At 65.6% G+C, this 26,839-nt stretch carries 21 protein-coding genes, 2 tRNA genes and 2 pseudogenes; 22 read left to right on the top strand and 3 right to left on the bottom strand.

Features of this window, described 5'->3' with window-relative positions:
- Nucleotides 1–84 precede the first annotated feature (84 nt).
- The gene (locus tag EAH89_RS10595) at nt 85–705 is read left to right on the top strand and encodes a LysE family translocator (protein ID WP_140882787.1); all 621 of its coding nucleotides are present in this window, start codon (nt 85–87) and stop codon (nt 703–705) included.
- A 56-nt stretch (nt 706–761) separates the two neighbouring features.
- On the opposite strand, the gene EAH89_RS10590 is transcribed toward EAH89_RS10595, so the two are convergent.
- Nucleotides 762–1,688 (bottom strand): LysR family transcriptional regulator, encoded by a 927-nt coding sequence (locus EAH89_RS10590; protein ID WP_140882786.1) that lies wholly within the window; start codon nt 1,686–1,688, stop codon nt 762–764.
- Nucleotides 1,689–1,765: 77 nt separating this feature from the next.
- On the opposite strand from EAH89_RS10590, the gene EAH89_RS10585 reads away from it, so the two are divergent.
- Nucleotides 1,766–2,341, top strand: a complete 576-nt coding sequence (locus EAH89_RS10585; protein ID WP_140882785.1) for a GNAT family N-acetyltransferase — start codon at nt 1,766–1,768, stop codon at nt 2,339–2,341.
- A 971-nt stretch (nt 2,342–3,312) separates the two neighbouring features.
- Entirely contained in the window at nt 3,313–3,663 is a 351-nt protein-coding gene (locus tag EAH89_RS10580; protein ID WP_140882784.1) for an H-NS histone family protein, read from the top strand.
- 505 nt (nt 3,664–4,168) lie between these two features.
- Here the strand turns inward: EAH89_RS10580 and EAH89_RS31165 are convergent.
- The gene (locus EAH89_RS31165) at nt 4,169–4,318 is read right to left on the bottom strand and encodes a hypothetical protein (protein WP_161993541.1); all 150 of its coding nucleotides are present in this window, start codon (nt 4,316–4,318) and stop codon (nt 4,169–4,171) included.
- A gap of 813 nt (nt 4,319–5,131) precedes the next feature.
- Between EAH89_RS31165 and EAH89_RS10575 the strand changes: the two genes are divergently transcribed.
- Together EAH89_RS10575 and EAH89_RS10570 are read left to right on the top strand one after the other, a co-directional pair.
- Nucleotides 5,132–5,728: a hypothetical protein gene (locus EAH89_RS10575; protein WP_140882783.1), complete on the top strand. Its 597-nt coding sequence runs from the start codon at nt 5,132–5,134 to the stop codon at nt 5,726–5,728.
- Nucleotides 5,729–5,765: 37 nt separating this feature from the next.
- Nucleotides 5,766–7,352, top strand: coding sequence for a hypothetical protein (locus tag EAH89_RS10570; protein WP_140882782.1), 1,587 nt, complete (start codon nt 5,766–5,768; stop codon nt 7,350–7,352).
- A 1,604-nt stretch (nt 7,353–8,956) separates the two neighbouring features.
- Here the strand turns inward: EAH89_RS10570 and EAH89_RS10565 are convergent.
- Nucleotides 8,957–9,029 (bottom strand) — tRNA-Gly (locus EAH89_RS10565).
- 466 nt (nt 9,030–9,495) lie between these two features.
- Here EAH89_RS10565 and EAH89_RS10560 point away from each other — a divergent pair.
- The 17 genes and pseudogenes from EAH89_RS10560 to EAH89_RS10480 form a co-directional block, all read left to right on the top strand.
- Nucleotides 9,496–9,789, top strand: a pseudogene (locus EAH89_RS10560) (GTP-binding protein); the annotation flags it as partial.
- A 5-nt stretch (nt 9,790–9,794) separates the two neighbouring features.
- The gene (gene tuf / locus EAH89_RS10555; RefSeq protein WP_140882781.1) at nt 9,795–10,982 is read left to right on the top strand and encodes an elongation factor Tu; all 1,188 of its coding nucleotides are present in this window, start codon (nt 9,795–9,797) and stop codon (nt 10,980–10,982) included.
- A gap of 5 nt (nt 10,983–10,987) precedes the next feature.
- Nucleotides 10,988–11,281: pseudogene (locus tag EAH89_RS10550) on the top strand (EF-Tu C-terminal domain-related protein); the annotation flags it as partial.
- A 134-nt stretch (nt 11,282–11,415) separates the two neighbouring features.
- Complete coding sequence (locus tag EAH89_RS10545) at nt 11,416–11,844, top strand: RDD family protein (RefSeq protein WP_140882780.1); 429 nt, start codon at nt 11,416–11,418, stop codon at nt 11,842–11,844.
- Nucleotides 11,845–11,956: 112 nt separating this feature from the next.
- Nucleotides 11,957–12,033, top strand: a tRNA-Trp gene (locus EAH89_RS10540).
- A gap of 136 nt (nt 12,034–12,169) precedes the next feature.
- Nucleotides 12,170–12,364: a preprotein translocase subunit SecE gene (secE, locus tag EAH89_RS10535; protein WP_140882779.1), complete on the top strand. Its 195-nt coding sequence runs from the start codon at nt 12,170–12,172 to the stop codon at nt 12,362–12,364.
- A gap of 85 nt (nt 12,365–12,449) precedes the next feature.
- Nucleotides 12,450–12,986, top strand: coding sequence for a transcription termination/antitermination protein NusG (gene nusG, locus EAH89_RS10530; protein WP_140882778.1), 537 nt, complete (start codon nt 12,450–12,452; stop codon nt 12,984–12,986).
- Nucleotides 12,987–13,088: 102 nt separating this feature from the next.
- Nucleotides 13,089–13,856 (top strand): (S)-ureidoglycine aminohydrolase, encoded by a 768-nt coding sequence (allE, locus tag EAH89_RS10525; RefSeq protein ID WP_140882777.1) that lies wholly within the window; start codon nt 13,089–13,091, stop codon nt 13,854–13,856.
- 211 nt (nt 13,857–14,067) lie between these two features.
- Complete coding sequence (gene rplK / locus EAH89_RS10520; RefSeq protein WP_043839680.1) at nt 14,068–14,502, top strand: 50S ribosomal protein L11; 435 nt, start codon at nt 14,068–14,070, stop codon at nt 14,500–14,502.
- Between the two features lie 4 nt (nt 14,503–14,506).
- Entirely contained in the window at nt 14,507–15,202 is a 696-nt protein-coding gene (gene rplA, locus EAH89_RS10515; RefSeq protein WP_140882776.1) for a 50S ribosomal protein L1, read from the top strand.
- A 288-nt stretch (nt 15,203–15,490) separates the two neighbouring features.
- A complete protein-coding gene (gene rplJ / locus EAH89_RS10510; RefSeq protein WP_140882775.1) occupies nt 15,491–16,039 on the top strand; it encodes a 50S ribosomal protein L10 in 549 nt (182 codons plus the stop codon).
- Between the two features lie 90 nt (nt 16,040–16,129).
- Nucleotides 16,130–16,513: a 50S ribosomal protein L7/L12 gene (gene rplL / locus EAH89_RS10505; RefSeq protein ID WP_140882774.1), complete on the top strand. Its 384-nt coding sequence runs from the start codon at nt 16,130–16,132 to the stop codon at nt 16,511–16,513.
- Between the two features lie 193 nt (nt 16,514–16,706).
- Nucleotides 16,707–20,900, top strand: a complete 4,194-nt coding sequence (gene rpoB, locus EAH89_RS10500; protein WP_140882773.1) for a DNA-directed RNA polymerase subunit beta — start codon at nt 16,707–16,709, stop codon at nt 20,898–20,900.
- A 101-nt stretch (nt 20,901–21,001) separates the two neighbouring features.
- Entirely contained in the window at nt 21,002–25,243 is a 4,242-nt protein-coding gene (rpoC, locus tag EAH89_RS10495; protein ID WP_140882772.1) for a DNA-directed RNA polymerase subunit beta', read from the top strand.
- Nucleotides 25,244–25,616: 373 nt separating this feature from the next.
- Nucleotides 25,617–25,988: a 30S ribosomal protein S12 gene (gene rpsL / locus EAH89_RS10490; protein WP_043839686.1), complete on the top strand. Its 372-nt coding sequence runs from the start codon at nt 25,617–25,619 to the stop codon at nt 25,986–25,988.
- Nucleotides 25,989–25,999: 11 nt separating this feature from the next.
- A complete protein-coding gene (rpsG, locus tag EAH89_RS10485; RefSeq protein ID WP_043839687.1) occupies nt 26,000–26,476 on the top strand; it encodes a 30S ribosomal protein S7 in 477 nt (158 codons plus the stop codon).
- A 69-nt stretch (nt 26,477–26,545) separates the two neighbouring features.
- Nucleotides 26,546–26,839: GTP-binding protein (locus EAH89_RS10480; RefSeq protein WP_241666954.1), on the top strand; the 294-nt coding region annotated here is incomplete at its 3' end.

The raw sequence follows: 26,839 nt of genomic DNA, 5'->3' as shown, positions 1-26,839 counted from the left end.
TGAAGGTGCTTCGCACAACCCTTCAAGACACTCGGCTTCGGTGAGGGCAGGGCTAACCGACATCGTTCGCACGGTACAAGATCCATGATGGACCACCAGAATTTTTCTACTTCCGGTATCTGGACTTTGCTGCTCGCCTCAGCCGCGCTCATGGGTAGTCCAGGCCCATCAACCATCAGCGCGACTGCCGTAGGTGCTGCCTTCGGCCTACGGCGGTCAGCGAGATACGTTCTGGGTCTGGTCCTCGGTACGATCTTGGTTCTGCTTGTTGTGGCGACCGGCATTTTCACCGTGATGATGTCAGTGCCCAGCCTTGTCCCCATCCTGACTGCCATGTCGACGGCCTACATCGTCATTCTTGCAATCCGGATTGCACGGGCGCCGCCATTGAAGCAGCAGAACGCCGCTGCCGATGTCCCATCCTTTTTTGAAGGCACGTTCCTGGCAGCCACCAACCCCAAAGCCTATGTCGCCATTGGTGCGATTTTCGCGGGATCAAGGCTCGACGGGTTTCCTCCCTGGATGGAGGCCTTGCTCAAGGCGGCGTTGCTGTCTTCCATGGTCGTCCTGATCCACCTCGCCTGGCTCCTGGTCGGGACATCCTTCTCGCGCTTGCTACGTGACCCCTTAACTTCCAGAATCATCAACGTCTCACTTGCTCTGGTCCTCGTAATCACGACCCTCCTCGCGGTCCTCCCACGGTGAGGGGCAGCCAGTAACAACCCTTGGCACTCAGCAGAAGGTTCGAGCTCGGCCCGCCTCTACCGAGATGTGGGTGCGGTTTTCCGAGCCCTTGTCAACGGCGCCCCATTCGCCTTCAGCGCACAGAGCAACCGGCCCAAGTCCCGATCGACCACCTTCTCTTTACGGAGCACTACAGCCAACTGCCTTGAAAGCGCAGGCCGTAACGGCCGCCACACCGCACCCTGGACATCCCCTCCTAGCGCGAGTGAGGGCAACACTGAGCATCCCCGCCCGCCAGCAACCAGGACCTTGATCGCCTCAACGCTGCCGAGTTCCATGATGGGTCTGGGGATCAACCCCGCACGGCGAAACCATGCATCGATGATCACCCGGGTGTTTGCCTCGGCTTCATAGAGAATAAGGGGAAGCCGCTCGAGATCAGCAGCTGTCAGCGAGGGCCGCCCTGGAAACATCATGCTCTCGGGAAGGAGCGCAACGAGGGGATCAGTGGTGATCCGTGTAGAGGTGAGTGATCGCCCGAGCGCCGCAGGAAGGGTGACCAGCGCCACATCCAGGTCGCCCTCCTCGACGCGTTGGAGGATGTCCCTGGTGTTGCCGGTGGCGATGATGACCTCCAGGCCGGGCATCTGATCGTGCAGCCGGTCAAGCACCCGTGGCAGGAGGTGGATGCACGCGGTGGCGCCGGTACCCAGACGCACACGTCCGACCTCCCCTTGCCGGTGTGCTGCTGTCACCGCCCGGGCGTCCTCCACAGCCGCCTGGGCCCGGCGGGCTGGTTCTATGAGCGCACGCCCTGCCGCGGTGGGCACCGACCGTCCAGAGACGCGCTCCAGGAGGCGGACACCCATGGCGCGTTCGAGTTCACGGAGTTGCTGGCTTGCCGCGGGCTGGGTGAGGCCGAGCATCTGGGCGGCCGCCGTGACACCGCCGGTCTGGACTACGGATAGGAAGGTCCGCAGCTGGCGGAGGCTCGGGTCGTGCATGCCGAAAACTTATGCCTATGCCGCGCATCAAGAAAACTTCCTTTTGCCCTTGAGATGGCCACGGCACCCTCAGGGGTATGCACACACAGGACCTCGCGCCCCTCTCAGGGCACCCCGATACCATCCATGTCAGGTCATCCAGGGATGGCGACATAGGCGCCATCACCTCGATTTATGGGCATCACGTCCTGCATGGGACCGGCTCATTCGAAAATGAGGCGCCCGACACCGAGGAGATGTATCGGCGGCGGGCGGACGTCCTCAACCGTGGGCTACCCTACCTGGTTGCTGAAGACAGCAACGGCATCGTCCTCGGCTACGCCTACGCAGGCGCATACCGGCCGCGGGCTGCATACCGGAACACGGTCGAGAACTCCGTCTATGTCCGCCATGACGTCGTTGGTCGAGGCATTGGTCGCCTCCTCCTCGCGGAGCTCCTCATCCGGTGTGAAGCCGTTGGAGTACGGCAGATGGTTGCAGTCGTTGGAGACAGCGAGAACCAGGGTTCGGTACGCCTGCATCAGGCATTTGGCTTTCGCATGAACGGCACGCTCTCCTCGGTGGGCGGCAAGCACGGTGGATGGCTGGACACCGTGCTGCTACAGCGCTCGTTGGCCAAAGGGGACAGCAAAGACCCGCACGGGGGCGTTTGACGCCATCCCAGTAGGATGTCCCACGGCCAAACCTCGCCCGTGCCCCTGGAGCATGGTGCCGACGGCGGGGTGTCAGGGGATGCCGTTTGCTCGGGAGCACCCAAGTGAATGTTCCCCGGACCTCCAGGGAGCAATAAAGGTTAGCGCTGCCGCGCTGATGCTTACTGAGTAGGCTCACCCTCTCGTGCGCCAGATCGGGGAGGCACCTTCTCACCCTGCTGCATCTCTAAAATCTCAACCCAGAGGATGAAGCCAATTGTACCCAGGAAGATGAGCAGGGCGGGGACAATTACGTAAACGCTTGCATTCATGGGGCGTTCCCGCGCTTCATGGGCGTCTCGAACCAACGCGATGTCAGCTGCAAAGCGCAACCTACATGACGCTTACTTACATCTCCCTGTCAGGGACGGTTGGTGACGCATGGCACCTGTGAAACTTTGGGCTGAGTAGCCTGGAGACCGCCCCTCCAAAGATGACGCCTCTCTGATCGGGTTGACTCTCCCCTGGTGGCAACGTCGAGATTTCGGTGCACCACTGCTCCAGGACATCATTATGGCGCAGATCATCCTTGCGAGGCAGATTCTAATGGCATTTAGGCATGCCCTAGCCGAAGGGCGCCTGGATGTCGCAGAACACCTACTCCACGCAATTGAAGTCTTGGAGCCCGCCGAAACACCTGGGCCAACCCTGGCAGAAGCATACCTCTGCGTGGCGATGCCTCAGCGGCGCAGGCGAAATCGACATCTGCGGTGAACAGTATGGAAGTACCACCATCAAAAATTGCTGCTGGCTACGGATAGGGAGGTAGACAGGCCAACCAGTGGCAATGACGGCATCGATTCGGTCAGTAGGGCTCAAGAACCACAAAGGTTGAGTTCATCCGCGATAGACAATAGCCTAATGGTGCTTCAGGGTCTGGCCCTTGAGCATGTTTCGTAAACTCATTCTTGTTTAACAGGAATTTCTAATTCATGGCTGCAGTTTCGAAGTTTAATTTTGACGGCATGAGCGTTGAGGAACTCACCCGTTTGATCGAGGATGCCCAGGCAAAGTGCGCCGAGAAATCCGAGGCTGCCCGTAGATCCCTGGTTGAAGAGATGACGGCAAAGGCTGCCGCTCTCGGATTGAGCCTGGAGGCCCTCGTAGGAGCCGGGGTGCCGCCGCGCACTAATGTACGCAAGCCCCGTAGCGATCTGGGTCAGAAGGTCGCGGCAAAGTATCGGGGGCCAGACGGTGGTACTTGGTCGGGGCGCGGGCGCAAGCCGGGTTGGCTCACCCAGCTCGAAGCTCAAGGGCGACATCAATCCGAGTTCGCTGTGTAGTCCGCCAGACCTCCGTAGGTCGCCATCTATATGGTTTGGTGACTGGATGCCGTCATCAATTCATTTGCGGCCTACGGATCGTGGACTACCTTGCCAAGGTTGTCTCAATCAACCGTTGGAGACAGTAGTGAAGAACTCTCCTGACGTTTTGGCGCTCAGGGGAAAGTATGGGTTCCCGCTTTTATAACGAACTCGGGTGCATCGTTTGGAGATTGCCTGTATTCAATGTGGTGTCGGGTTGATCTGAAGGGTTCCGAAATCCAAATACCTATTTAGCCGTCGCAAAAGCCTTAAAGCCGGGCACCCAGATCGAAAATCCTGTAGGAATTGCCAGCGAGACTCCCTTTGTTGTGGTTTCAGCGGATGCCTGCCGAAGTCGTCGGTGCCGGGGCTGGATGGGATCCCAGAGCACCAGAGTTGCCGCACCAAAAGGTCGGCAGTGACCCACGCTGCTCGTTACCATTCAACCATTGTCGATTCATCGAGTACGTCCAGAGCACCTACCTCATGACGCACTCCAGGTGGAACCGGAACCCCGATGGTTTGCGCCCTCAGCGGTGGTGGCCCCCATGGTGGCCGCCGCCGTGATGCCCACCATGATGGCGATGTCCGCCGCCATGATGACCACTATAACCGTGGTGGCGTGGCGGCGCATGGTGGTGGTGCCTGTCCCCGCTCCAGTATCGTGGAGCGGCTGCATACGGGTACGGGGCCGGACCGTACGCCGAGTAGGCAGGTGCCGGTCCGTAGTAGAGAGGCTGGGCGCAGGCGGGAACCCCGGCCAGCAGACCCAGCGCAACAGCGACGGTGCTCCAGCGCATGACGGGTTCCTCTCCCTGATGACACCTTTCATATGCACCGGGGGTGTGTCTGCCGCATGGCGAACCTCGGATATCATTGGGGCAGATCCAGGGTTGGAACGGCAAGGAGTGCGGTCACGCTGCCGGTCGACGGCGTGTCGACGGAAAGCCGTTAGGTGGCGTGGGAAGTCGACTCATCCCTGGGCCAGCGGCTCGGATCCACAACCGTGTCCGCGGCACTACCTCGACTGGTATGCCGCCGTTTGGTCTGGCGGCACGACCTCTGAAGCGTGGGTTCGCCCTGTTCATAAACAGACGCCGCGTGTTGTTGGATATCGCTGCATCGCTCAGAGACGACTGCTTGGCGGCACATCAATTCGCGCCCATGGCATCAGCGTTGAACGGTACTGGGGAAGAGCGGGAGAGCAAGGTTCGGGACCGCGCAGCTTGGCTGCCAGACCTGTTCGCCCGTGCCCGCTGGCAGGTTGGGAAGATGCTCCGCGATGGTGCGTTGGAATGCCGGTATTCACCAGGGGAGCAGCTCCAACTCGATGCCGCGATTGCGGCGCCCAGAGCCACAGTCAGCAAGGACGATCGGTATCTCCGGACCAAGGGGTGGGATACCATGCTCATCGCGACAAGGCCGCCACTGCCTCCGGAGACGCCCTATGCTGCCCGACTGGCCCGAGACCAAGGACGCCATAGGCACGGCGTTCATCAATTTCATCAAGGCTGAGGTAACTGCCAAGTCTGGCTTCCTGGCTGAAATCCCTAGGGCCAGAGTGCATGAGGGTGACAGCATGGCCATCCGCCGAGCCGATGGCACCTCACACTCCCCAAAGTTCTCCCCGATTTCAGGCGAAATGGCGGTCAGAGTCGACGAATTCTCCAAGCTCACCATTCCCGAGATCCTGGCGCAGTTGCGCGGTGTCGCTGAGCAACTGGCACAGGGGCAATCTGCCCACGCCTTCGAGACTCTTGAGGAAGCCTCCCGCGAAGCTGGAACTGAGGTGGACGCCGCTGGTAAGCCCATGACGGCTGAACTCATCCTCGAGACGTGGCGCCGAATGGAGATCCCCTTCGATCAGGATGGCAGAGCTCAGCTTCCCACGATGGTGGTCGCTCCGTCGCAGAGAGATGCCGTAGAGGCTGAAGTCGCGCGCCTGGCTTCGGACCCAGATCTCAGGCAACGTGCTGACGAAATTATCGCCCAAAAGCGGAGTGCGTGGATTGCACGAGAGGCTGATAGAACTCTGGTTGGATAGCGCGAGCGAGCGAGGCTACCAACCTGGGTTTGTCCAGATGCTGGTCAGCGAGGGACACCGGGTCCTGCACAGCACCAGGCATGGACCTCTTGAGTTTGGCAAGGACGTCATTTCCGTTGCCCCGGACGGGATCCCTTGCGCCTACCAACTCAAGGGCAACCCAGGTGGCCGCCTGAACCGTACCCAGTTCCGCGAGATACTGGAGCAGCTGCAGGAGTTGGTCACCACAGCAATTCCATACCCGGGACTGCCTGCCGTTCAACACCGTAGTTATCTCGTGACGAATGGGATGGTAGAGGAGGACGTCATCCTCCTGATCGCGCAAATGAACGAGACGTGGCGTCGCAATGGATATGGAGACGAGGCGCTAAAGGTTGTCACGCGCGGGGAACTGATTGCCATGGCGTGCGGTACCGGTACGTCTCTCTGGCCGTTTAGTGTCTCTGGCCTGGAAGGCGTTGTCGCGATGCTGGGGCACCGGGGGGACGACATACTCCCGATGCCGAAGGTTCATGCCCTGCTCGCGGACATTTACGGCCTGGAGGGCGACGCAACGATCCCGCCTGTTGAACTGACCAGACTTGTCTCGAGCGCGGCGATGCTGCTCTCCATCTCGATGCGGAACTTCGCATCTCGGCAGAACCATTTTGCCGTGCTGTCGGGCTGGACCCTCTACATTACCTATACGGTTGCCGCGATCGAGAAGCATGGTGTCGGCAGTGCCACCCGAGCCGAGAACGCGCTCGCAGCAGCCCGGAAGTCGGTCCTCGCCTCCCTTGTTGACCTACTGTCAGAGGTCTGCAGTCGTGACGACCTGGTCGAAGGTGACCTCTGGACAGACAGCGAGTTCATCGGACCTCGCACTGCGCTCGTGACTTCGCTTGCTGCTTTATACTGCCTCTGGCTTCGAGAGGACGATGTGCGGTCTGCGTTGCTGACAGACGTTGAGCAGTGGATGACCGGAGAAATCACCGCCAGCGGACTCTGGGGAGAAGCGGGTATCCCTCAGCTCCTCACCCAGTTTTGGGGTATCGTCACACTGCCTCACGGCTCCATCCGTTATGATCTACTCGAAGCAGTCCTGGAGCACGTAGTTCGGGCGCAGCTTGGAATGGAGGGAGCAACGCCACTGACTCCTCCATACTATGGGGCTGACGAGGTCATCCGACACACAAACGTAGCCTACTTGCCGGGGCTCGGTGATCCTCTCGAAGGTGATGACCCAGGGAAGCACTCGTTTTCTGCAATGGGGCTTATGCACCTGCTCGTGCGGCTTGATCGAAAGGCCTTCTGCAAGGAGATCTGGCCTGGCTTTACCCGACTGATCCACCGTTCGTTCGTCCCGCGGCACCCCTGGCAGTTCTGTCTCGTCAGGAGCGAAGAGGGGAGGGACGATGAGATCATCCTACCCCCGCGGGGAGACTGGGCTGACATGCAAGCAGCGGCGGAGGACTTCGCAACGCCAGAGGTGCCCGAACGCCTGCGGTCCGACCCGGTAATGCTGCTCCTGTTTGTTATCATTTGCCCCCACCGGGCGACCCCAGCCGTGGTTCGTTACCTGGGAAGCCATTTTGGGGACCCGTTGGATATGGCTGATCCACGTCCGGCCCTTTTCTCTGGTTAAGGGCGCCCAGCCTGGATGTCGGGATCACGACCGGGCCCTTGGTGATGGTCAGGGAATCGCGATGAAGACCCTGGTGGTGCTGAAGGCGCTATTTCGCCTGTAGTAACCCGGCTTAAACGTAGAGGCACCGTCGGTCTGCCCGACGGCGCCCCCGTTTCCGTGCGCGGCCTATCCATCCCTGGGGTCCGCCCAAGCAGACTGCATGCCTTTAATAGGAGCCGTCAACATCTCTGGTGGCCGGAGTTCCATGGTCGTTCCAAGGTCTCTCTAAGGTCCGTTTTCCAGACCCCTGTATCGGTCACCTCGCTGAGTAACCCGGAACCTTAGGCCAGTTGGGAACTCTAATGCGGTCTATGCTGGTGACCGCCGCCGTATGACGCTGCGTGAGGTGTAACCAATTGCTCGACTCCTAGGACCTGTATCGGTTGTACGTGTTCGTACCACGCTGGCCCTGTTATCGCATTAATTGCTGTTTACCCGGTTTCAAACGGCGTCAAATGGGCCGTTCGTTGGAGGAATGCATGTTTGCTGCAGCCCAGAACCCCACGGATCGTCGGACAAAGACTTCCAGGAGCGGTTGGCAGTGCTTCTAACCGTCATGCAGAAAACCATCTGCCCCCATCCTATTGTTTCTATCCAGACGCGGGAGGATTAGCAGGATTTCGCGGCCGAGGGAGTTGTCAATTCATTTTTTTTAAACAGTGCAGGCATGGCACCTGAAGGAAGCTACGTGGCATTCTCGCTGTTTCTAAGGTGCATGAATGTATGAAAATGACTTCCTAACGCGCCTACACAAACTGTGGCGCGGGTTACCTCCCTGACGAGGAGCATTTCTCGTTACGCCCTAGAGGAAGACGGCTCTCCCAACTGCATCGAGGCATCGTGGATAGTTTTTCGAGGGGCCAGGGCTTGGCTGCCGACGTCTTCTTTGATGGGGAATACAGCGCGCGCCGCAGCCTCGTGGTGATTTTGGGTTGGCCCGAAAGCCCTCAATAAAGGGAGTTGCCTCTCTGATTAAATTGCCCTGGTTAACCCTGATCGTAGACGGAGCCGAGAAGTATCACTAATAACGACAACCCGAAAACGGGTGGTGTTCGCATCTAGAAAAGTATTGGATTGCTGAACCAGCCGGACGACTCCGCTGATCTTCTAAAGCGAGACCACGATTTCTGGGTAAGCTGGCGGTTGACGGTCCAGGGGGAGGGCCTGTCACGCATGAGATGTCTGTGCTGGGGAAGGTAATAGAAGTGCGAAGTGGTCGAGCCCTGAAGTTTGAAAGGACGCCCGGCCCAAACGCAGGGATCAAGGCTCGATATATATGCCGTTCTTGGCTGGCTTCGTAGTCTGCCCTGGCAGTGAACCCGATCAGGGAGAGCTTCCGACGTCCTGCTCTGAGCAAGGCGTCTTGTTATGGAAGGGCGCTGGTCGGTGCCGAGGACGCCCGCTTGCGGGGAGTGGCACCCTTGCCCGTTTCTGTGCCCTGTATCCCGGGGGAGCCGCCGCATTGCGGTGGCGGGGGCAGAGCCCCGCTTCCTCCCGGTCGGTGGTAGATCGCTTGGATCTGGCAAGGGAAGTCAACAATCAAATCGTTGCGTTATCGTATCAGCGGACGACGGGGCTCGAACCCGCGACATCAAGATTGGAAATCTTGCACTCTACCAACTGAGTTACGTCCGCATTGATACGGTTTCGATTTCGTTGACCGCTATCGGGCGCCTTGTTAGACGCCCGCCGGGCACCGGGCAAGAGGTTGCGTGGACATCATGGCAGTTCCCAGTGTGTTCAGGTATGCTTCTCTTGATGCGGCGATGTGAGGACAGGGCAGAGGCGGGTTGGACAGGAAAACGTCCAAGTGCGGTTTCAGGTAGATGGAGCAGGCACTTGGACATGTGGGCGGCGCATTACCCGTTTCCAAGCTGGCTGTGCGGGTTCGATTCCCGTCACCCGCTCCAGCCGCTTCCCCGGCGACCACCCGGGGCGGCGTGGCCTGAGAAGAAGCCTCCTTCAGCACCATATCAGCCTCATTCGGCCACCGCCCGGCGGGCGGCGGCGAGGGGGAAAGCCTGCACGGCAGGCGCGTTGAAACAGCCTGCGGCGCAGGCGCGGGGCGCAGGCCCCCGGCAGGGACAGGACGGGACGGATCATGGGTAAGGCGAAGTTCGAGCGGAACAAGCCGCACTGCAACATCGGGACCATTGGTCACGTGGACCATGGCAAGACGTCGCTGACGGCGGCGATCACGAAGGTCCTGGCGAAGTCGGGGGGCGCGTCGTTCACGGCGTACGACCAGATCGACAAGGCGCCGGAGGAGCGGGCGCGCGGGATCACGATCTCGACCGCGCACGTGGAGTACGAGACGGCGAACCGGCACTACGCGCACGTGGACTGCCCGGGCCACGCCGACTACGTGAAGAACATGATCACGGGGGCTGCGCAGNGATCATGGGTAAGGCGAAGTTCGAGCGGAACAAGCCGCACTGCAACATCGGGACCATTGGTCACGTGGACCATGGCAAGACGTCGCTGACGGCGGCGATCACGAAGGTCCTGGCGAAGTCGGGGGGCGCGTCGTTCACGGCGTACGACCAGATCGACAAGGCGCCGGAGGAGCGGGCGCGCGGGATCACGATCTCGACCGCGCACGTGGAGTACGAGACGGCGAACCGGCACTACGCGCACGTGGACTGCCCGGGCCACGCCGACTACGTGAAGAACATGATCACGGGGGCTGCGCAGATGGACGGCGCGATCCTGGTGGTGTCGGCGGCGGACGGCCCGATGCCGCAGACGCGCGAGCACATCCTGCTGGCGCGCCAGGTCGGCGTGCCGGCGCTGGTGGTCTTCCTGAACAAGGTGGACATGGCCGATCCCGACCTGCTGGAGCTGGTCGAGATGGAGGTTCGCGAGTTGCTGTCGTCCTACCAGTTCCCGGGCGACGACATTCCGATCATCCACGGCTCGGCGCTGATGGCGCTCGAGGACAAGAACCCCGAGCAGGGCGAGCAGGCGATCCTGAAGCTGATGGAGGCGGTCGACGCCTTCATCCCGCAGCCCGAGCGCGCGGTGGACCGTCCGTTCCTGATGCCGGTCGAGGACGTGTTCTCGATCTCGGGCCGCGGCACGGTGGTGACGGGTCGCGTCGAGCGCGGCGTGATCAAGGTGGGCGAGGAGGTCGAGATCGTCGGCCTGAAGGACACCGTGAAGACGACGGTGACCGGCGTCGAGATGTTCCGCAAGCTGCTCGACAGCGGGATGGCCGGCGACAACATCGGCGCGCTGCTGCGCGGCACGAAGCGCGAGGACGTGGAGCGCGGCCAGGTTCTGGCGGCCCCGAACTCGATCAAGCCGCACAACAAGTTCAAGGCCGAGGCCTACGTGCTGACGAAGGAGGAGGGCGGTCGCCACACGCCGTTCTTCACGAACTACCGCCCGCAGTTCTACTTCCGCACGACCGACGTGACGGGGGTGGTGCAGCTGCCGGAGGGCGTGGAGATGGTGATGCCGGGCGACAACGTGTCGATGTCGGTCGAGCTGATCGCCCCGATCGCCATGGACGAGGGCCTGCGCTTCGCCATCCGCGAGGGCGGCCGCACCGTCGGCGCCGGCGTCGTCGCGAGCATCGAGAAGTAAGNAACTCGATCAAGCCGCACAACAAGTTCAAGGCCGAGGCCTACGTGCTGACGAAGGAGGAGGGCGGTCGCCACACGCCGTTCTTCACGAACTACCGCCCGCAGTTCTACTTCCGCACGACCGACGTGACGGGGGTGGTGCAGCTGCCGGAGGGCGTGGAGATGGTGATGCCGGGCGACAACGTGTCGATGTCGGTCGAGCTGATCGCCCCGATCGCCATGGACGAGGGCCTGCGCTTCGCCATCCGCGAGGGCGGCCGCACCGTCGGCGCCGGCGTCGTCGCGAGCATCGAGAAGTAAGGCCTGCCGGAAGGCGGGGCTGAAGGGGGCGGGCTGCCGGAAGGCGGCCCGCCCTTTTTCGTGCGGGATCCCCGGGGCTGGACAAGCGGGGCCCCCGCACGGACAAGCGGCGCGGCAGGGTGGAGGAGGACGGGATGGCCGGACAGGGGGGCGTGGAGCTCGCGGGGTTCTGGCCCAGGCTCGCGGCTCAGGTGCTCGACGCCGCCTGGATGCTGCCGGTCGGCCTGCTGCTGGTCTTCATCGGGCAGGCGGCCCGGGGCGGACAGGACCTCTCGCCGGGCGCCGACATCCTCCTGCAGCTCATCTCCGCCCTGATCATCATCCTCTTCTGGGTCACCCGGCAGGCGACCCCCGGGAAGAGGCTCCTGCGGCTTCGCGTGATCGACGCCGAGACCGGCGGGACGCCCCCCTGGCCGCGGCTGGTCGCCCGCTACTTCGGCTACATCCTGTCCAGCATCCCGCTCGGCCTCGGCTATCTCTGGATGCTCTGGGACCCGCGGAAGCAGTGCTGGCACGACCGGATCGCCCGCACCCTGGTGGTCCGCGACCCGCCGCCGGGCTGAGGCCGGCGACGGGAAGGGGGCTTCCCCGGGGCGCCGGTTGCAAGACCGCCGCGCAGCCTCTCGACAGCCGGGCCGGCTTGCCGTAAGGCACGGCCCCTGCGTGGCCCGCCCTAGGGGCGTAGCTCAATTGGCTAGAGCGCCGGTCTCCAAAACCGGAGGTTGGGGGTTCGAGACCCTCCGCCCCTGCCAGGCTCCCGAAGGGGGGTCCTGATCCCAGGCGGGCCGCGCAAGACCCGTTTCTGAGCATCCCGCTCGCCGATGATCGCGCCGCAGCGCCCAGGCACCCCTCGGGGCCGCCGGGCCCGGCGCCTGGAGGGGCCCCGACGTGGCCGGTTTCAATCCCGCAGGCTACCTGCGCGACGTGCGGCAGGAGATCGGCCGGGTCACCTGGCCGAGCCGGAAGGAGACGCTGATCACCACCGGGCTGGTGCTGGCGCTCTCGGCCCTGGCCGCCGTGTTCTTCCTGGTGGCGGACTGGCTGATCCAGCTCATGATGCGCCTGCTGTTCGGATTCGGCTGACCTCGTAGGATTTCGCGCCGCGCCGGAGGCCCTGGGCATCGCCCGGGCCGGAGGCCGCCGCCACAGGATTGGGAGCGTCGCCGCCATGGCCGACAAGAAGTGGTACGTGGTCCACGTCTACTCGGGCTTCGAGAAGAAGATCGCGAGCCAGATCAAGGAGCAGGCCGCGCAGAAGGGCCTGGCCGACCGGATCGAGGACGTGCTCGTTCCCTCCGAGGACGTGGTGGAGGTCCGCCGCGGCCAGAAGATCAACACCGAGCGGAAGTTCTTCCCCGGCTACGTGCTGGTGAAGATGGAGATGACCGACGAGGCTTGGCACCTCGTGAAGGACACGCCGAAGGTCACCGGCTTCCTCGGCGCCCGCAACAAGCCGAGCCCGATTCCCGAGCGCGAGGCCATGCGGATGCTCCAGCAGGTGCAGGACACCGCCGAGAAGCCGCGCCGCCCCTCCATCACCTTCGAGGTCGGCGAGAACGTCCGCGTGGCCGACGGCCCCTTTACCAGCTTCAACGGTGTGGTGGAGGAGGTCGACGAGGAGAAGGGCCGGGTGAAGGTTTCCGTCTCCATCTTCGGCCGCGCGACGCCGGTCGAGCTCGAGTACGGGCAGGTCGAGAAGGCCTGAACGGCCGCGCCGCCTGGCCCGATGGCCGGGACGGCGGGGCGGATGGCTTGACGGCGGGGAAGGGGCGTGGTGCGGACGCCCTTTCCGTCCGGAGGCCGGTCCATGCGCGTCCCCACCCCCAACCCGCCCCCGGGCATCATCGGCCACAACCGGTCGATGCTGACGCCGAACTACTGCGTCTTCCCGCCCGAAGGGATCATGGACAGCCTCCTGCCGAACTGGCCGGGCTGCATCATCCGCTTCCAGACGAGCCGCCAGATGGGCGCCGCCTTCGCCCAGGCCCTGCTGATCGTGCCGGCGGGCGCGGGCAGCGCGGGCGCGGTGGACGACGGGGTGCAGGCCTTCCTCTACGTCCAGGCCGGCGCGCTGGAGGTGACGGTGGAGGGGCAGGCCCATGCCCTGGCGCCCGGCGGCTACGTCTATGTCCCGCAGGGCGTGCCCTACGCCGTCCGCAACGCGGGCGGGGAGGAGGCGCGGGCGATCTGGGTGCGCAAGCCCTACCAGCCCGCGGCCGGGGTCCCCGCGCCGAGGGTCATCGCCGGGCACCGCGACACGGCGCTGCGGGACGACAGCGGGCCACGCTGGCGCTTCTGCCTCCTCGGGCTGCGCGAGATGGGCATGGACTTCGAGATGAACATCATGTGCTACGCGCCCGGGGCCCATTTCTGGTGCATCGAGACGCATGTGATGGAGCATGGGATGGTCATGCTCCAGGGCCAGGCGCTGCAGCTCCTCGGGCGGGACTGGCACGAGATCTGGACGGGCGACTTCGTCTGGATGGGCCCCTACGTGCCACAGCAGATCTACGCGACCGGGAACGAGGTCTGCGAATACCTGCTCTACAAGGACGTGAACCGCGACGTGATCTGAGCGGGCCGCGCCCGCCGCCGCCGCCGGGCGGGCGGGCTTTGCGCTGGACTCGGGGGGCGGACCCTTCTATACGCCCCCCTCGCGCCGGCCGGGCTGGGGTTCACCCCGCCCGGCCGCCGCGCGTTTCCAGGAACGCGGGAGGTCCGGCCCCAGCCTATCGGGGCGGGCCGCAGGCACCGCGGGCCTCCGAACTACAGGAGAGTGCCAGAAGATGGCGAAGAAGATCGTCGGCTACATCAAGCTGCAGATCCCGGCGGGCAAGGCCAATCCTTCCCCGCCCGTGGGCCCTGCGCTCGGCCAGCGCGGGTTGAACATCATGCAGTTCGTGAAGGAATTCAACGCGGCGACCCAGGGCATGGAGCCCGGGACCCCGACGCCGGTGGTCATCACCGCCTATTCGGACCGCACCTTCTCCTTCATCACCAAGACGCCCCCGAACACCTACTTCCTGCTCAAGGCGGCGAAGCTCGAGAAGGGCAGCCAGACCCCGGGCAAGGGCGGCGCGGTCGGCCGGGTGACGAAGTCCCAGCTCGCCGAGATCGCCAAGGTGAAGATGAAGGACATGAACTGCGTCGACGAAGCCGCCGCGGTTCGGATGCTGGCCGGGTCCGCCCGCGCCATGGGCATGGTTGTGGTGGAGGGCTGATCCGATGGCCAAGCAGGGCAAGCGTCTCCGCAAGATCACCGAGGGCCTGGACCTCGAGAAGTCCCTCGGCCTCGCCGAGGCGATCTCGACCGCCAAGACCGCGGCCAACGCGAAGTTCGACGAGACGATCGAGATCTCGATGAACCTCGGCATCGACCCGCGCCACGCCGACCAGATGGTGCGCGGCGTGGTCGGCCTGCCGAACGGCACGGGCAAGACCGTCCGCGTCGGCGTCTTCGCCCGCGGGCCGAAGGCCGAGGAGGCCCAGGCCGCCGGGGCCGACGTGGTTGGCGCCGAGGACCTGATGACCGCCGTGCAGGAGGGGAAGATCGACTTCGACCGCTGCATCGCGACCCCGGACATGATGGGCCTCGTCGGGCGCCTCGGTAAGATCCTCGGCCCGCGCGGGCTGATGCCGAACCCGAAGCTCGGCACCGTGACCATGGACGTCCGCGGCGCCGTGACCGCCGCCAAGGCCGGCCAGGTGGAGTTCCGCGCCGAGAAGGCCGGGATCGTCCACGCCGGCATCGGCAAGGCGAGTTTCGAGGCCGACAAGCTGCTCGAGAACGCGAAGGCCTTCGTGGACGCCATCCAGCGCGCCCGCCCGGCCGGCGCCAAGGGCACCTACGTGAAGAAGGTGGCGGTGTCCTCCTCCATGGGCCCCGGCATCAAGGTGGATGTGAGCTCGCTCTCCGCCTGAGTGAATTCGCGCCGGTCCCCGGATTTGATCCTGGCGGGCCGGCGCGGGCAGGGCGGGGAAACCCGCCTGACCTGTCCGAGACCCGGTGTGCCCCTTTCGGGGCTTGAAGCGAGAGCGCAACGGGGAGACGGGGTGCCAGAGACGATGTTCCGGGGACCCTCCCCGGGCTTGGCTTGGCTTCCGGCTTGAATCTGACAGGCGAACCGGGGCGTCCCCAGGCGGGGGCGCCCTTGCGTGAACCGGCCGGCGCCCCTCCACCAGGTTCCGGTTATTCGTAGGAGACGGGAATTGGACCGTACGGAGAAGCGTGAGTTCGTCGCCTCCCTCGGTTCGGTGTTCGCCGACACCTCCTTCGTGCTCGTCGCCCAGAACAATGGGCTGACGGTCGCGGCGGTGGATGATCTGCGGCGCCGGATGCGGGCAGCGGGCGCGACGTACAAGGTCACGAAGAACCGGCTGGCCACCCTCGCCCTCGACGGCACCCGCTTCCAGGGCATCTCGCCGCTGCTGAAGGGTCCGACCGCGCTCGCGTGGTCGAAGGATCCGGTGGCCGTGGCGAAGACCGCCGTGGAGTTCGCCAAGGGTAACGACAAGTTCGTCATCCTGGGCGGGGCGCTCGGCGCCCAGAGCCTCGACGTCAACGGCGTCAAGGCCCTGTCCGAGCTTCCCTCGCTCGAAACGCTGCGGGCGCAGCTGCTGGGTCTGATCCAGACCCCGGCGACGCGCATCGCGGGCGTGCTGCAGGCTCCGGCCGGGCAGCTGGCGCGGGTGTTCAAGGCCTATTCCGACAAGGATGGGGCCCCCAGCGATGGGAACGAGGGCGCGGAAGCCGCCTGAAACGCCATCTCCCCGGCAGGGTTGCCCAGCGCGGCGTTCACCGGGGTTGCAAACTTCAAGCCAAGCCATTAGATCAGGGAACACATAGACATGGCCGATCTCGCCAAGCTCGTCGACGAGCTCTCGACCCTCACCGTCCTGGAGGCCGCCGAGCTCTCCAAGATGCTTGAGGAGAAGTGGGGCGTCTCCGCCGCCGCTCCCGCCGCCGTGGCTGCCGCTCCGGCCGCCGGTGGTGGCGCCGCCGCCGCCCCCGCTGAGGAGCAGACCGAGTTCACCGTGACGCTTGCCGCCGCCGGCGACAAGAAGATCAACGTGATCAAGGAGATCCGCACGATCACCGGTCTCGGCCTCAAGGAGGCCAAGGATCTGGTCGAGGGCGCTCCGAAGGTCATCAAGGAGGCGGCCTCGAAGGACGAGGCGGAGAAGATCCGCAAGGTCCTCGAGGAGAACGGTGCGAAGGTTGAGGTCAAGTAAGACCCCGACCGCGATCCGCCGGCCCGCGAGGCCGGCGGAACAGGGTGTGTAAAGGGCCGGGCGGAAACCATCAGGTTTCCGCCCGCGCCCGCTTTTCGCTGGATGGCCCGGGGCCGTCCGGTGGCGAACGGGGTCCGGGGCGCGGGGCGGCGCCAGGGGCCTTCGACTAGGTTGAAGAGGACGCAGGGCTGGCATGAACGCGATCTCGAAGGGTTTTGAGGGCAAGGGCTTCACCGGGCGGAAGCGCATCCGCAAGTCCTTCGGGCGCCTGCCCGAGGTGGCGCCGATGCCCAACCTCATCGACGTGCAGCGCGCCTCCTACGAGGGGTTCCTGCAGGCGGAGGTGGCGCCCGAGATGCGGGCGAGCGCCGGGCTGCAGGAGGTCTTCAAGGGCGTCTTCCCGATCAACGACTTCGCCGGCCGTGGCTCGCTCGAGTTCGTGCGCTACGAGTTCGAGGAGGCGAAGTACGACGTCGAGGAGTGCATCCAGCGCGGGCTGACCTACGCCGCGCCGCTGAAGGCGCATCTGCGCCTCATCGTCTGGGACATCGACGAGGACACGGGCAGCCGCTCCATCCGCGACATCAAGGAGCAGGGCGTCTACATGGGCGACATCCCGCTCATGACGGACAACGGCACCTTCATCGTCAACGGGACCGAGCGCGTCATCGTCTCCCAGATGCACCGCAGCCCCGGCGTGTTCTTCGACCACGACAAGGGCAAGACGCACTCCTCCGGCAAGTACCTCTTCGCCGCCCGCGTGATCCCCTACCGCGGCTCCTGGCTCGACTTCGAGTTCGACGCGAAGGACATCTGCTACGTCCGCATCGACCGGAAGCGGAAGCTGCCGGCGACGACGCTGCTCTACGCCCTCGATTCCGCCGAGACCCAGGGCAAGCGCGCCGAGCGCGACACGCCGCTCGAGCCCGGCGAGGTGCGCGGCATGGACGCGCAGGAGATCCTGGCCACCTTCTACAAGCAGGTTGCGTTCACGCACGGCAAGCAGGGCTGGTCGCGCCCCTACGAGCCCGACGCCTTCCGCGGCCTGAAGCTGACCGAGGACCTGGTGGACGCCGCGACCGGCCAGGTCGTCGCCGCCAAGGACACGAAGCTGAACCCGCGCGCGGCCCGCAAGATCGCCGACGAGGGCACCAAGGAGGTGCTCGTCTCCCGCGCGGACCTGCTCGGCCGCTACGTGGCCGAGGACCTGGTCGACCTGTCGACCGGCGAGATCCACGCCGAGGCCGGCGACGAGCTGACCGAGCCGAAGCTCGCCGCCATCGAGGCCGCGGGCTACGACGTGCTGCCCACGCTGGCGATCGACGCCTCCGTCGGCCCTTGGATCCGCAACACGCTCGCGGTGGACAAGAACTCCAACCGCGACGACGCGCTGATGGACATCTACCGGGTGATGCGCCCGGGCGAGCCGCCGACGCCGGAGACGGCGGAGACGCTGTTCCGCGGCCTGTTCTTCGACGGCGAGCGCTACGACCTCTCGGCGGTCGGCCGCGTGAAGATGAACATGCGCCTCGGCTTCTCCCTCGAGGAGGCGCCGGACACGCAGCGCACCCTCCGCAAGGAGGACATCCTCGCCACCGTCCGCACGCTCCAGGAGCTGAAGGACGGCAAGGGGCAGATCGACGACATCGACAACCTCGGCAACCGCCGGGTGCGCTCGGTGGGCGAGCTGATGGAGAACCAGTACCGCGTCGGCCTGCTCCGCATGGAGCGCGCCATCAAGGAGCGGATGGGCTCGGTCGACATCGACACGGTGATGCCGACGGACCTGATCAACGCGAAGCCCGCGGCGGCCGCGGTGCGCGAGTTCTTCGGTTCCTCGCAGCTCTCCCAGTTCATGGACCAGACCAACCCGCTGTCTGAGGTGACGCACAAGCGCCGCCTCTCGGCGCTTGGCCCGGGAGGCCTGACCCGCGAGCGCGCCGGCTTCGAGGTGCGCGATGTGCACCCGACGCATTACGGCCGCATCTGCCCGATCGAGACGCCGGAAGGCCCGAACATCGGCCTGATCAACAGCCTCGCGACCTTCGCCAAGGTCAACAAGTACGGCTTCATCGAGACGCCGTACCAGATGGTCCGCGAGGGCAAGATCACGGGCGAGCCGCGCTACCTCTCCGCCATGGAGGAGGAGCGCCTCGTGGTGGCGCAGGCCGACGCCGAGGTGGACCGCTCCACGGGCGAGTTCCGCTCCGACCTCGTCTCCGTCCGCCAGGGCAGCGACTTCCGGCTGGTGAAGCCCGAGGAGGTGACGGCGATCGACGTCTCGCCGAAGCAGCTCGTCTCGGTGGCCGCGGCGCTGATCCCGTTCCTCGAGAACGACGACGCCAACCGCGCGCTGATGGGCTCGAACATGCAGCGCCAGGCGGTGCCACTGGTCCGCTCCGACGCGCCGCTGGTGGGCACGGGCATGGAGGCCGCGGTCGCGCGGGACTCCGGCGCCTCCATCGTGGCCCGCCGCGACGGCGTGGTGGACAGCATCGACGGCGCGCGCATCGTGGTGCGGGCGACGGGTGAGGACGGCACGACGCAGGGCGTCGACATCTACCGCCTGCGCAAGTTCCAGCGCTCCAACCAGTCCACCTGCATCAACCAGCGCCCGCTGGTCCGCGTGGGCGATGAGGTGCGGGCCGGCGACATCATCGCCGATGGCCCCTCCACCGAGCTGGGCGAGCTGGCGCTGGGCCGCAACGCCCTCTGCGCCTTCATGCCCTGGAACGGGTACAACTTCGAGGACAGCATCCTGATCAGCGAGCGCATCGCCCAGGACGACGTCTTCACCTCGATCCACATTGACGAGTTCGAGGTCTCGGCCCGCGACACGAAGCTGGGCCAGGAGGAGATCACCCGCGACATCCCGAACGTCGGCGAGGAGGCGCTCCGCAACCTCGACGAGGCCGGCATCGTCTACATCGGCGCCGAGGTGCAGCCGGGCGACATTCTCGTTGGCAAGGTGACGCCGAAGGGCGAGAGCCCGATGACGCCGGAGGAGAAGCTTCTTCGCGCCATCTTCGGCGAGAAGGCCTCCGACGTGCGCGACACGTCGCTGCGCCTGCCGCCGGGTGTCTCCGGCACGATCGTGGACGTGCGCGTCTTCTCCCGCCGCGGCGTGGACAAGGACGAGCGCGCCATGGCGATCGAGCGCGCCGAGATCGAGCGCTTGGCCAAGGACCGCGACGACGAGCGGCTGATCCAGGAGCGGTCCTTCACGGGGCGGCTGCGCGAGATCCTGCTGAACCGCAAGGCGGCCGGCGGGTTCAAGGGCGTGAAGCAGGGCACGGTCATCACCGACGAGGTGCTGGGCGAGTTCAACCGCATGACCTGGCGCCAGATCGGCGTCTCGGACGACGCCGCCCAGGCGCAGCTCGAGGCCCTGAAGCGCGAGTTCGACGCGGCGGTCGAGCGTCTGCAGAAGCGCTTCGAGAGCAAGGTCGAGAAGCTGCAGCGCGGCGACGAGCTGCCGCCCGGCGTGATGAAGATGGTCAAGGTCTTCGTCGCGGTGAAGCGCAAGCTCCAGCCCGGCGACAAGATGGCCGGCCGCCACGGCAACAAGGGCGTGGTCTCCCGCGTCGTGCCGATCGAGGACATGCCGTTCCTCGAGGACGGCACGCCGGTCGACCTCGTGCTGAACCCGCTGGGCGTGCCGTCGCGCATGAACATCGGCCAGATCCTCGAGACGCATCTTGGCTGGGCCTGCGCCACCCTCGGCAAGCAGGTCGGCGAGTTGGTGGAGGACTACCGGCGCGCTGGTGCCGCCCGCGAGGCGCTGATCGACAAGCTGCGCGACGTCTATGGCGACGAGATCACCGACCGTGACATCGTCAACATGAGCGAGGACCAGCTTCTCGAGCTCGGCGACAACCTCAAGCGTGGGATCCCGATCGCGACACCGGTCTTTGACGGCGCCCGCATCTCGGACATCGAGGCGATGCTGACCAAGGCCGGGCTCGACACCTCCGGTCAGGTGCAGCTCGTGGACGGCCGCACGGGCGACCTCTTCGAGCGCAAGGTGACGGTGGGCTACATCTACATGCTCAAGCTGCACCACCTGGTGGACGACAAGATCCACGCCCGCTCGATCGGCCCCTACTCGCTCGTCACCCAGCAGCCGCTGGGCGGCAAGGCGCAGTTCGGCGGCCAGCGCTTCGGCGAGATGGAGGTCTGGGCGCTCGAGGCCTACGGCGCCGCCTACACGCTGCAGGAGATGCTGACGGTGAAGTCGGATGACGTGTCCGGCCGCACCAAGGTCTACGAGGCGATCGTCCGCGACCAGGACAGCTTCGAGGCCGGCATCCCCGAGAGCTTCAACGTCCTGACCAAGGAGCTGAAGAGCCTTGGCCTGAACGTGGACCTCGAGAACCGCGGCAGCTGATCGACGCCTGACAGGATCGCGCCGGCCCCATCCCAGCGGGGCCGGCCGCTGATGTTGCGCCCCCGCCGGGGGGTGCAGGCTGGACGCAGAAGGAAGGCCCCATGAACGAGCTGATGAAGATCCTTGGCCAGACCGGCCAGGCCGTCACCTTCGATCAGATCAAGATCACCATCGCCTCCCCGGAGCAGATCCGCTCCTGGTCCTACGGCGAGATCAAGAAGCCCGAGACTATCAACTACCGCACCTTCAAGCCGGAGCGGGACGGGCTTTTCTGCGCGCGGATTTTTGGTCCGATCAAGGACTACGAGTGCCTGTGCGGCAAGTACAAGCGCATGAAGTTCCGCGGCATCATCTGCGAGAAGTGCGGCGTCGAGGTGACGCTGGCGAAGGTCCGGCGCGAGCGCATGGGCCATATCGAGCTCGCCTCGCCCGTGGCCCATATCTGGTTCATGAAGTCCCTCCCGAGCCGCGTCGGCCTGATGGTCGACATGTCGCTGAAGGAGCTGGAGAAGGTCCTCTACTTCGAGAGCTACGTCGTCCTCGAGCCGGGCCTGACCGACCTCAAGTTGCACCAGCTGCTGACCGAGGACGCCTTCCAGACGAAGCAGGACGAGTTCGGCGAGGACGCCTTCACCGTCGGCATCGGCGCCGAGGCCGTGAAGCAGATGCTGACCGGCATCGACCTCGGCAAGGAGAGCGCGCGCCTGCGGGCCGACCTCAAGGAGACGACGTCGGAGGCCAAGCGCAAGAAGCTGGTCAAGCGCCTGAAGCTGATCGAGTCCTTCGCCGAGGGCGGCGCCCGCCCGGAGTGGATGATCCTCGACGTCGTGCCGGTGATCCCGCCCGAGCTGCGCCCGCTGGTGCCGCTGGACGGCGGCCGCTTCGCGACCTCGGACCTGAACGACCTCTACCGCCGCGTCATCAACCGCAACAACCGCCTCAAGCGGCTGATCGAGCTGCGCGCGCCCGACATCATCGTGCGCAACGAGAAGCGCATGCTGCAGGAGGCGGTGGACGCGCTGTTCGACAACGGCCGCCGCGGCCGTGCCATCACGGGCGCCAACAAGCGCCCGCTGAAGTCGCTGTCCGACATGCTGAAGGGCAAGCAGGGCCGGTTCCGTCAGAACCTGCTCGGCAAGCGCGTGGACTACTCCGGCCGCTCCGTGATCGTGGTCGGGCCCGAGCTGAAGCTGCACCAGTGCGGTTTGCCGAAAAAGATGGCGCTCGAGCTGTTCAAGCCGTTCATCTACTCGAAGCTCGAGAAGTACGGCCACGCCACCACCATCAAGGCCGCCAAGCGGATGGTGGAGAAGGAGCGTCCCGAGGTGTGGGACATCCTCGAGGAGGTGATCCGCGAGCACCCGGTGATGCTGAACCGGGCGCCGACGCTGCACCGCCTTGGCATCCAGGCCTTCGAGCCGATCCTCGTCGAGGGCAAGGCCATCCAGCTTCACCCGCTGGTCTGCACCGCCTTCAACGCGGACTTCGACGGCGACCAGATGGCCGTGCACGTGCCGCTGAGCCTCGAGGCGCAGCTCGAGGCGCGCGTGCTGATGATGTCCACGAACAACATTCTCAGCCCTGCCAACGGCAAGCCGATCATCGTGCCGTCGCAGGACATCGTTCTGGGTCTCTACTACCTCAGCCTCGAGACGCCCGAGTTCCGCGCCGACAAGGCCCGGATCGAGGCCGTGCGCGCCGTCATCGACGGGCTGGCCGGCAAGGACGGCTCCAAGCTGACGGAGGAGCAGCGCGACGCGCTCAACTTCCGCCCGCACGTGTTCCGCGACCTCGGCGAGGTGGAGCAGGCGCTGGCCGGCGGCCAGGTGAACCTGCACACCGCCATCCTCGCCAGCGTCACCGGCTTCACCGAGGACGGCAAGACGAAGCGCGAGACGGCGATCACCACGCCGGGCCGGCTGATGATGGGCGCCCTGCTGCCCACGCACCCGAACGTTCCCTATTCCATCATCAACCGCCAGCTGACGAAGCGCAGCATCTCGGACGTGATGGACGCGGTGTACCGCCACTGCGGCCAGAAGGAGTCGGTGATCTTCGCCGACCGCCTGATGGGCCTTGGCTTCCGCAACGCGGCGAAGGCCGGCATCTCCTTCGGCAAGGACGACATGATGATCCCGGCCTCCAAGGCCGAGATGATCGACCGCACCAAGAACGAGGTGAAGGAGTTCGAGCAGCAGTACCTCGACGGCCTGATCACCGCCGGCGAGCGCTACAACAAGGTGGTGGACGCCTGGTCGCGCGCGACCGAGGAGGTCGCCGGCGCCATGATGAAGGAGATCTCGCGCCAGGAAGCGGGCAAGCAGACCAACTCGGTCTGGATGATGTCCCACTCCGGTGCGCGCGGCTCGCCGGCGCAGATGCGCCAGCTCGCCGGCATGCGCGGCCTGATGGCCAAGCCCTCGGGCGAGATCATCGAGCAGCCCATCATCTCCAACTTCAAGGAGGGGCTGACCGTCCTCGAGTACTTCAACTCCACCCACGGCGCCCGCAAGGGCCTCGCGGACACGGCTCTGAAGACGGCGAACTCGGGCTACCTGACCCGCCGGCTCGTGGACGTGGCGCAGGACTGCATCATCGTCGACCCGGACTGCGGCACGGAGCGCGGCATCACCGTTCGCGCCGTGATGGACGGCGGCGAGGTCGTCTCCTCGCTCTCCGAGCGCATCCTGGGCCGCACCGTGCAGCGCGACATCCTCGACCCGGAGACGGGGGCGGTGATCGCGCCGCGCAACACGCTGCTCGACGAGGTGATGGCCGATGCCGCGGAGAAGGCAGGGGTGGAGGAGGTCTATATCCGCTCCGTCCTGACCTGCGACGCGCGCCAGGGCGTCTGCGGCATGTGCTACGGGCGCGACCTTGCCCGCGGCACGCCGGTCAACGTGGGTGAGGCGGTCGGCGTCATCGCCGCGCAGTCCATCGGCGAGCCAGGCACGCAGCTCACGATGCGCACCTTCCACATCGGCGGCGCCGCCCAGCGCTCGGCGGAGCAGTCCCATGTGGAGGCGACCAGCGACGGCTCGGTGAAGGTCCTGAACAAGGCCGTCGTCGTGAACAGCGAGGGCGCCAACATCGTCATGGCCCGCAACTGCGAGATCGTGCTGAGCGACGCGCAGGGCCGCGAGCGCGCCCGCTACCGCGTGCCCTACGGCGCGCGGCTGCTGGTGGAGGACGGCGCCGAGGTCACCCGCGCCCAGAAGCTGGCGGACTGGGACCCCTTCACCCTGCCGATCATCATCGATCGTGCCGGCGTGGTGGAGTACACCGACCTGATCGAGGGCGTGACCCTCTACGAGGAGACGGACCCGGTGACGGGCCTGACCTCGAAGGTGGTCCGCGAGTCCGGGCTCAAGAACGCCAACCTCCGCCCCAGCATCGTGCTGCGGGAGGGGGGCAAGGTGGTCGTGACCTTCGGGCTGCAGCCGGCCTCGATCCTGAACGTGGAGAACGGCGCCACGGTCCATGCCGGCGACGTCATCGCCCGGCTGCCGCGTGAATCCTCCAAGACCCGCGACATCACGGGCGGCCTGCCCCGCGTCGCGGAGCTCTTCGAGGCCCGCCGGCCGAAGGACGCCGCCATCATCAGCGACGTCGACGGGCGGGTGGAGTTCGGCAAGGACTACAAGGCCAAGCGCCGGATCGTCGTGGTGCCGGATGCCGTCGGCGACGAGCAGCCGGCCTCCCGCGAGTACCTGGTGCCCAAGGGCAAGCACGTCTCCGTCCAGGAGGGCGACTATGTCCGGGCCGGCGACCCGCTGGTGGACGGCCCTCGCGTGCCGCACGACATCCTGCGGGTGTTGGGCGTCGAGGCTCTCGCGAACTACCTCGTCAACGAGATCCAGGACGTCTACCGGCTGCAGGGCGTGAAGATCAACGACAAGCACATCGAGGTGATCGTTCGCCAGATGCTGCAGAAGGTCGAGATCATCGAGCCCGGCGACACGACCTACCTCATCGGCGAGCAGGTGGACCGCATCGAGTTCGACATCGAGAACGAGAAGCGGCTGGAGGTGAAGGAGCGGCCCGCCCGGGCCGAGCCGGTCCTCCAGGGCATCACCAAGGCGAGCCTGCAGACCAACTCCTTCATCTCGGCCGCCTCCTTCCAGGAGACGACCCGGGTGCTCACCGAGGCGGCCGTGGCCGGCAAGGTGGACCGGCTCGAGGGCCTGAAGGAGAACGTCATCGTCGGGCGCCTGATCCCGGCCGGCACGGGCTCCGTCATGAACCGCCTGCGGGCGCTGGCTGCCCAGCGGGACAAGGGGCGGCTGCCGTCCAACCAGCCGGCCCTCCCGGGCAACAGCAACGGGCAGCAGGCGGCCGAGTAGGCCCTGCGCGGCCGGGTTCCGGCCGCGGTTACAAGGCGGGAAAGGCGGCCTTCGGGCTGCCTCCCGGATTAGTCGGGGCAGGGGTGCAACCCCCGGGCCCGGCCGGCTTCACAAGGCCTAAAGCGCTTGACTCATGGGGTGAGGGGGGGTAGGTCTCCGGCCCTCCACGACCCCCACCGGCAGCGCCAGGGGATCGAACGAGTTTGGACGACCCTTCCGCGTCCCCGGTGCCGCCGCTCCTTGAACCCTGTGTTCTCTGGACGGTCTAGGCCGGAGACGGAGAGTAGCCCGCAGGATCGCAGACGCGGTCACGCGGGCTCCTTCGCTTGGACGCAGGGCGGTCTGCCACAAAGACGGGTCACGAAGGGGCGTCATGCCGACGATCAATCAGCTCATCGCGCAGGGGCGCGAGCCGAAGCCGAGCCGCAACAAGGTGCCGGCGCTGCAGAACTGCCCCCAGAAGCGCGGCGTCTGCACGCGGGTCTACACCACCACCCCGAAGAAGCCGAACTCGGCCCTTCGTAAAGTCGCCAAGGTGCGCCTCACGAACGGCTACGAGGTCGTGAGCTACATCCCGGGCGAGGGGCACAACCTTCAGGAGCACTCGGTCGTCCTGATCCGCGGCGGCCGCGTGAAGGACCTTCCGGGCGTTCGCTACCACATCCTGCGCGGCGTGCTCGACACGCAGGGCATCGCCAAGCGTCGCCAGCGCCGGTCGCTGTACGGCGCCAAGCGGCCGAAGTGAGGAACTGAGAGATGTCGCGTCGCCATCGCGCCGAGAAGCGCGAAGTCCTGCCGGATCCGAAGTTCGGCGACGTCGTCCTCAGCCGTTTCATGAACGTGCTGATGTACGACGGCAAGAAGAGCACCGCCGAGGGCATCGTCTACGGCGCCATGGACACGCTGAAGCGCCGCGGCGGCCAGAACGCCGACCCGCTTCGCCTGTTCCACGAGGCGATGGACAACGTGAAGCCCGCGGTTGAGGTGCGCTCCCGCCGCGTTGGCGGCGCCACCTACCAGGTGCCCGTCGAGGTCCGCCCCGAGCGCCGCCAGGCCCTGGCGATCCGCTGGCTCATCGAGTCCGCCCGTAAGCGCGGCGAGCACACGATGGAGGACCGCCTCTCGGCCGAGCTGATGGACGCGGCGAACAACCGCGGCTCCGCCGTCAAGAAGCGCGAAGACACGCACCGGATGGCCGAGGCGAACAAGGCCTTCAGCCACTACCGCTGGTAAGCACCGAGAACAGGCGCCGCGTCGGCGGCGACAACCCCTTTCAAGTCCCATCCGGGCAGAGGCTAGATCATGGGTAAGGCGAAGTTCGAGCGGAACAAGCCGCACTGCAACATCGGGACCATTGGTCACGTGGACCATGGCAAGACGTCGCTGACGGCGGCGATCACGAAGGTCCTGGCGAAGTCGGGGGGCGCGTCGTTCACGGCGTACGACCAGATCGACAAGGCGCCGGAGGAGCGGGCGCGCGGGATCACGATCTCGACCGCGCACGTGGAGTACGAGACGGCGAACCGGCACTACGCGCACGTGGACTGCCCGGGCCACGCCGACTACGTGAAGAACATGATCACGGGGGCTGCGCAG

Source organism: Muricoccus nepalensis (assembly GCF_006438825.1).
Classification (GTDB): Bacteria; Pseudomonadota; Alphaproteobacteria; order Acetobacterales; family Acetobacteraceae; genus Roseomonas; species Roseomonas nepalensis.
Note: the sequence above shows the minus strand (reverse complement) of the source record. Positions and strands in the feature narration are given on the sequence as shown.

Bases quoted from the DNA above. Each gene is read 5' to 3' on its own strand.
- EAH89_RS10570 (WP_140882782.1), top strand. From the start codon at position 5,766: ATGCTGGTCAGCGAGGGACACCGGGTCCTGCACAGCACCAGGCATGGA.
- EAH89_RS10575 (WP_140882783.1), top strand. From the start codon at position 5,132: ATGCTGCCCGACTGGCCCGAGACCAAGGACGCCATAGGCACGGCGTTC.
- EAH89_RS10545 (WP_140882780.1), top strand. From the start codon at position 11,416: ATGGCCGGACAGGGGGGCGTGGAGCTCGCGGGGTTCTGGCCCAGGCTC.
- tuf (WP_140882781.1), top strand. From the start codon at position 9,795: ATGGGTAAGGCGAAGTTCGAGCGGAACAAGCCGCACTGCAACATCGGG.
- rplL (WP_140882774.1), top strand. From the start codon at position 16,130: ATGGCCGATCTCGCCAAGCTCGTCGACGAGCTCTCGACCCTCACCGTC.
- rpoB (WP_140882773.1), top strand. From the start codon at position 16,707: ATGAACGCGATCTCGAAGGGTTTTGAGGGCAAGGGCTTCACCGGGCGG.
- nusG (WP_140882778.1), top strand. From the start codon at position 12,450: ATGGCCGACAAGAAGTGGTACGTGGTCCACGTCTACTCGGGCTTCGAG.
- EAH89_RS10595 (WP_140882787.1), top strand. From the start codon at position 85: ATGATGGACCACCAGAATTTTTCTACTTCCGGTATCTGGACTTTGCTG.
- allE (WP_140882777.1), top strand. From the start codon at position 13,089: ATGCGCGTCCCCACCCCCAACCCGCCCCCGGGCATCATCGGCCACAAC.
- rpoC (WP_140882772.1), top strand. From the start codon at position 21,002: ATGAACGAGCTGATGAAGATCCTTGGCCAGACCGGCCAGGCCGTCACC.
- rplK (WP_043839680.1), top strand. From the start codon at position 14,068: ATGGCGAAGAAGATCGTCGGCTACATCAAGCTGCAGATCCCGGCGGGC.
- EAH89_RS31165 (WP_161993541.1), bottom strand. From the start codon at position 4,318: ATGCGCCGCCACGCCACCACGGTTATAGTGGTCATCATGGCGGCGGAC.
- rpsG (WP_043839687.1), top strand. From the start codon at position 26,000: ATGTCGCGTCGCCATCGCGCCGAGAAGCGCGAAGTCCTGCCGGATCCG.
- EAH89_RS10580 (WP_140882784.1), top strand. From the start codon at position 3,313: ATGGCTGCAGTTTCGAAGTTTAATTTTGACGGCATGAGCGTTGAGGAA.
- EAH89_RS10585 (WP_140882785.1), top strand. From the start codon at position 1,766: ATGCACACACAGGACCTCGCGCCCCTCTCAGGGCACCCCGATACCATC.
- rpsL (WP_043839686.1), top strand. From the start codon at position 25,617: ATGCCGACGATCAATCAGCTCATCGCGCAGGGGCGCGAGCCGAAGCCG.
- EAH89_RS10590 (WP_140882786.1), bottom strand. From the start codon at position 1,688: ATGCACGACCCGAGCCTCCGCCAGCTGCGGACCTTCCTATCCGTAGTC.
- rplA (WP_140882776.1), top strand. From the start codon at position 14,507: ATGGCCAAGCAGGGCAAGCGTCTCCGCAAGATCACCGAGGGCCTGGAC.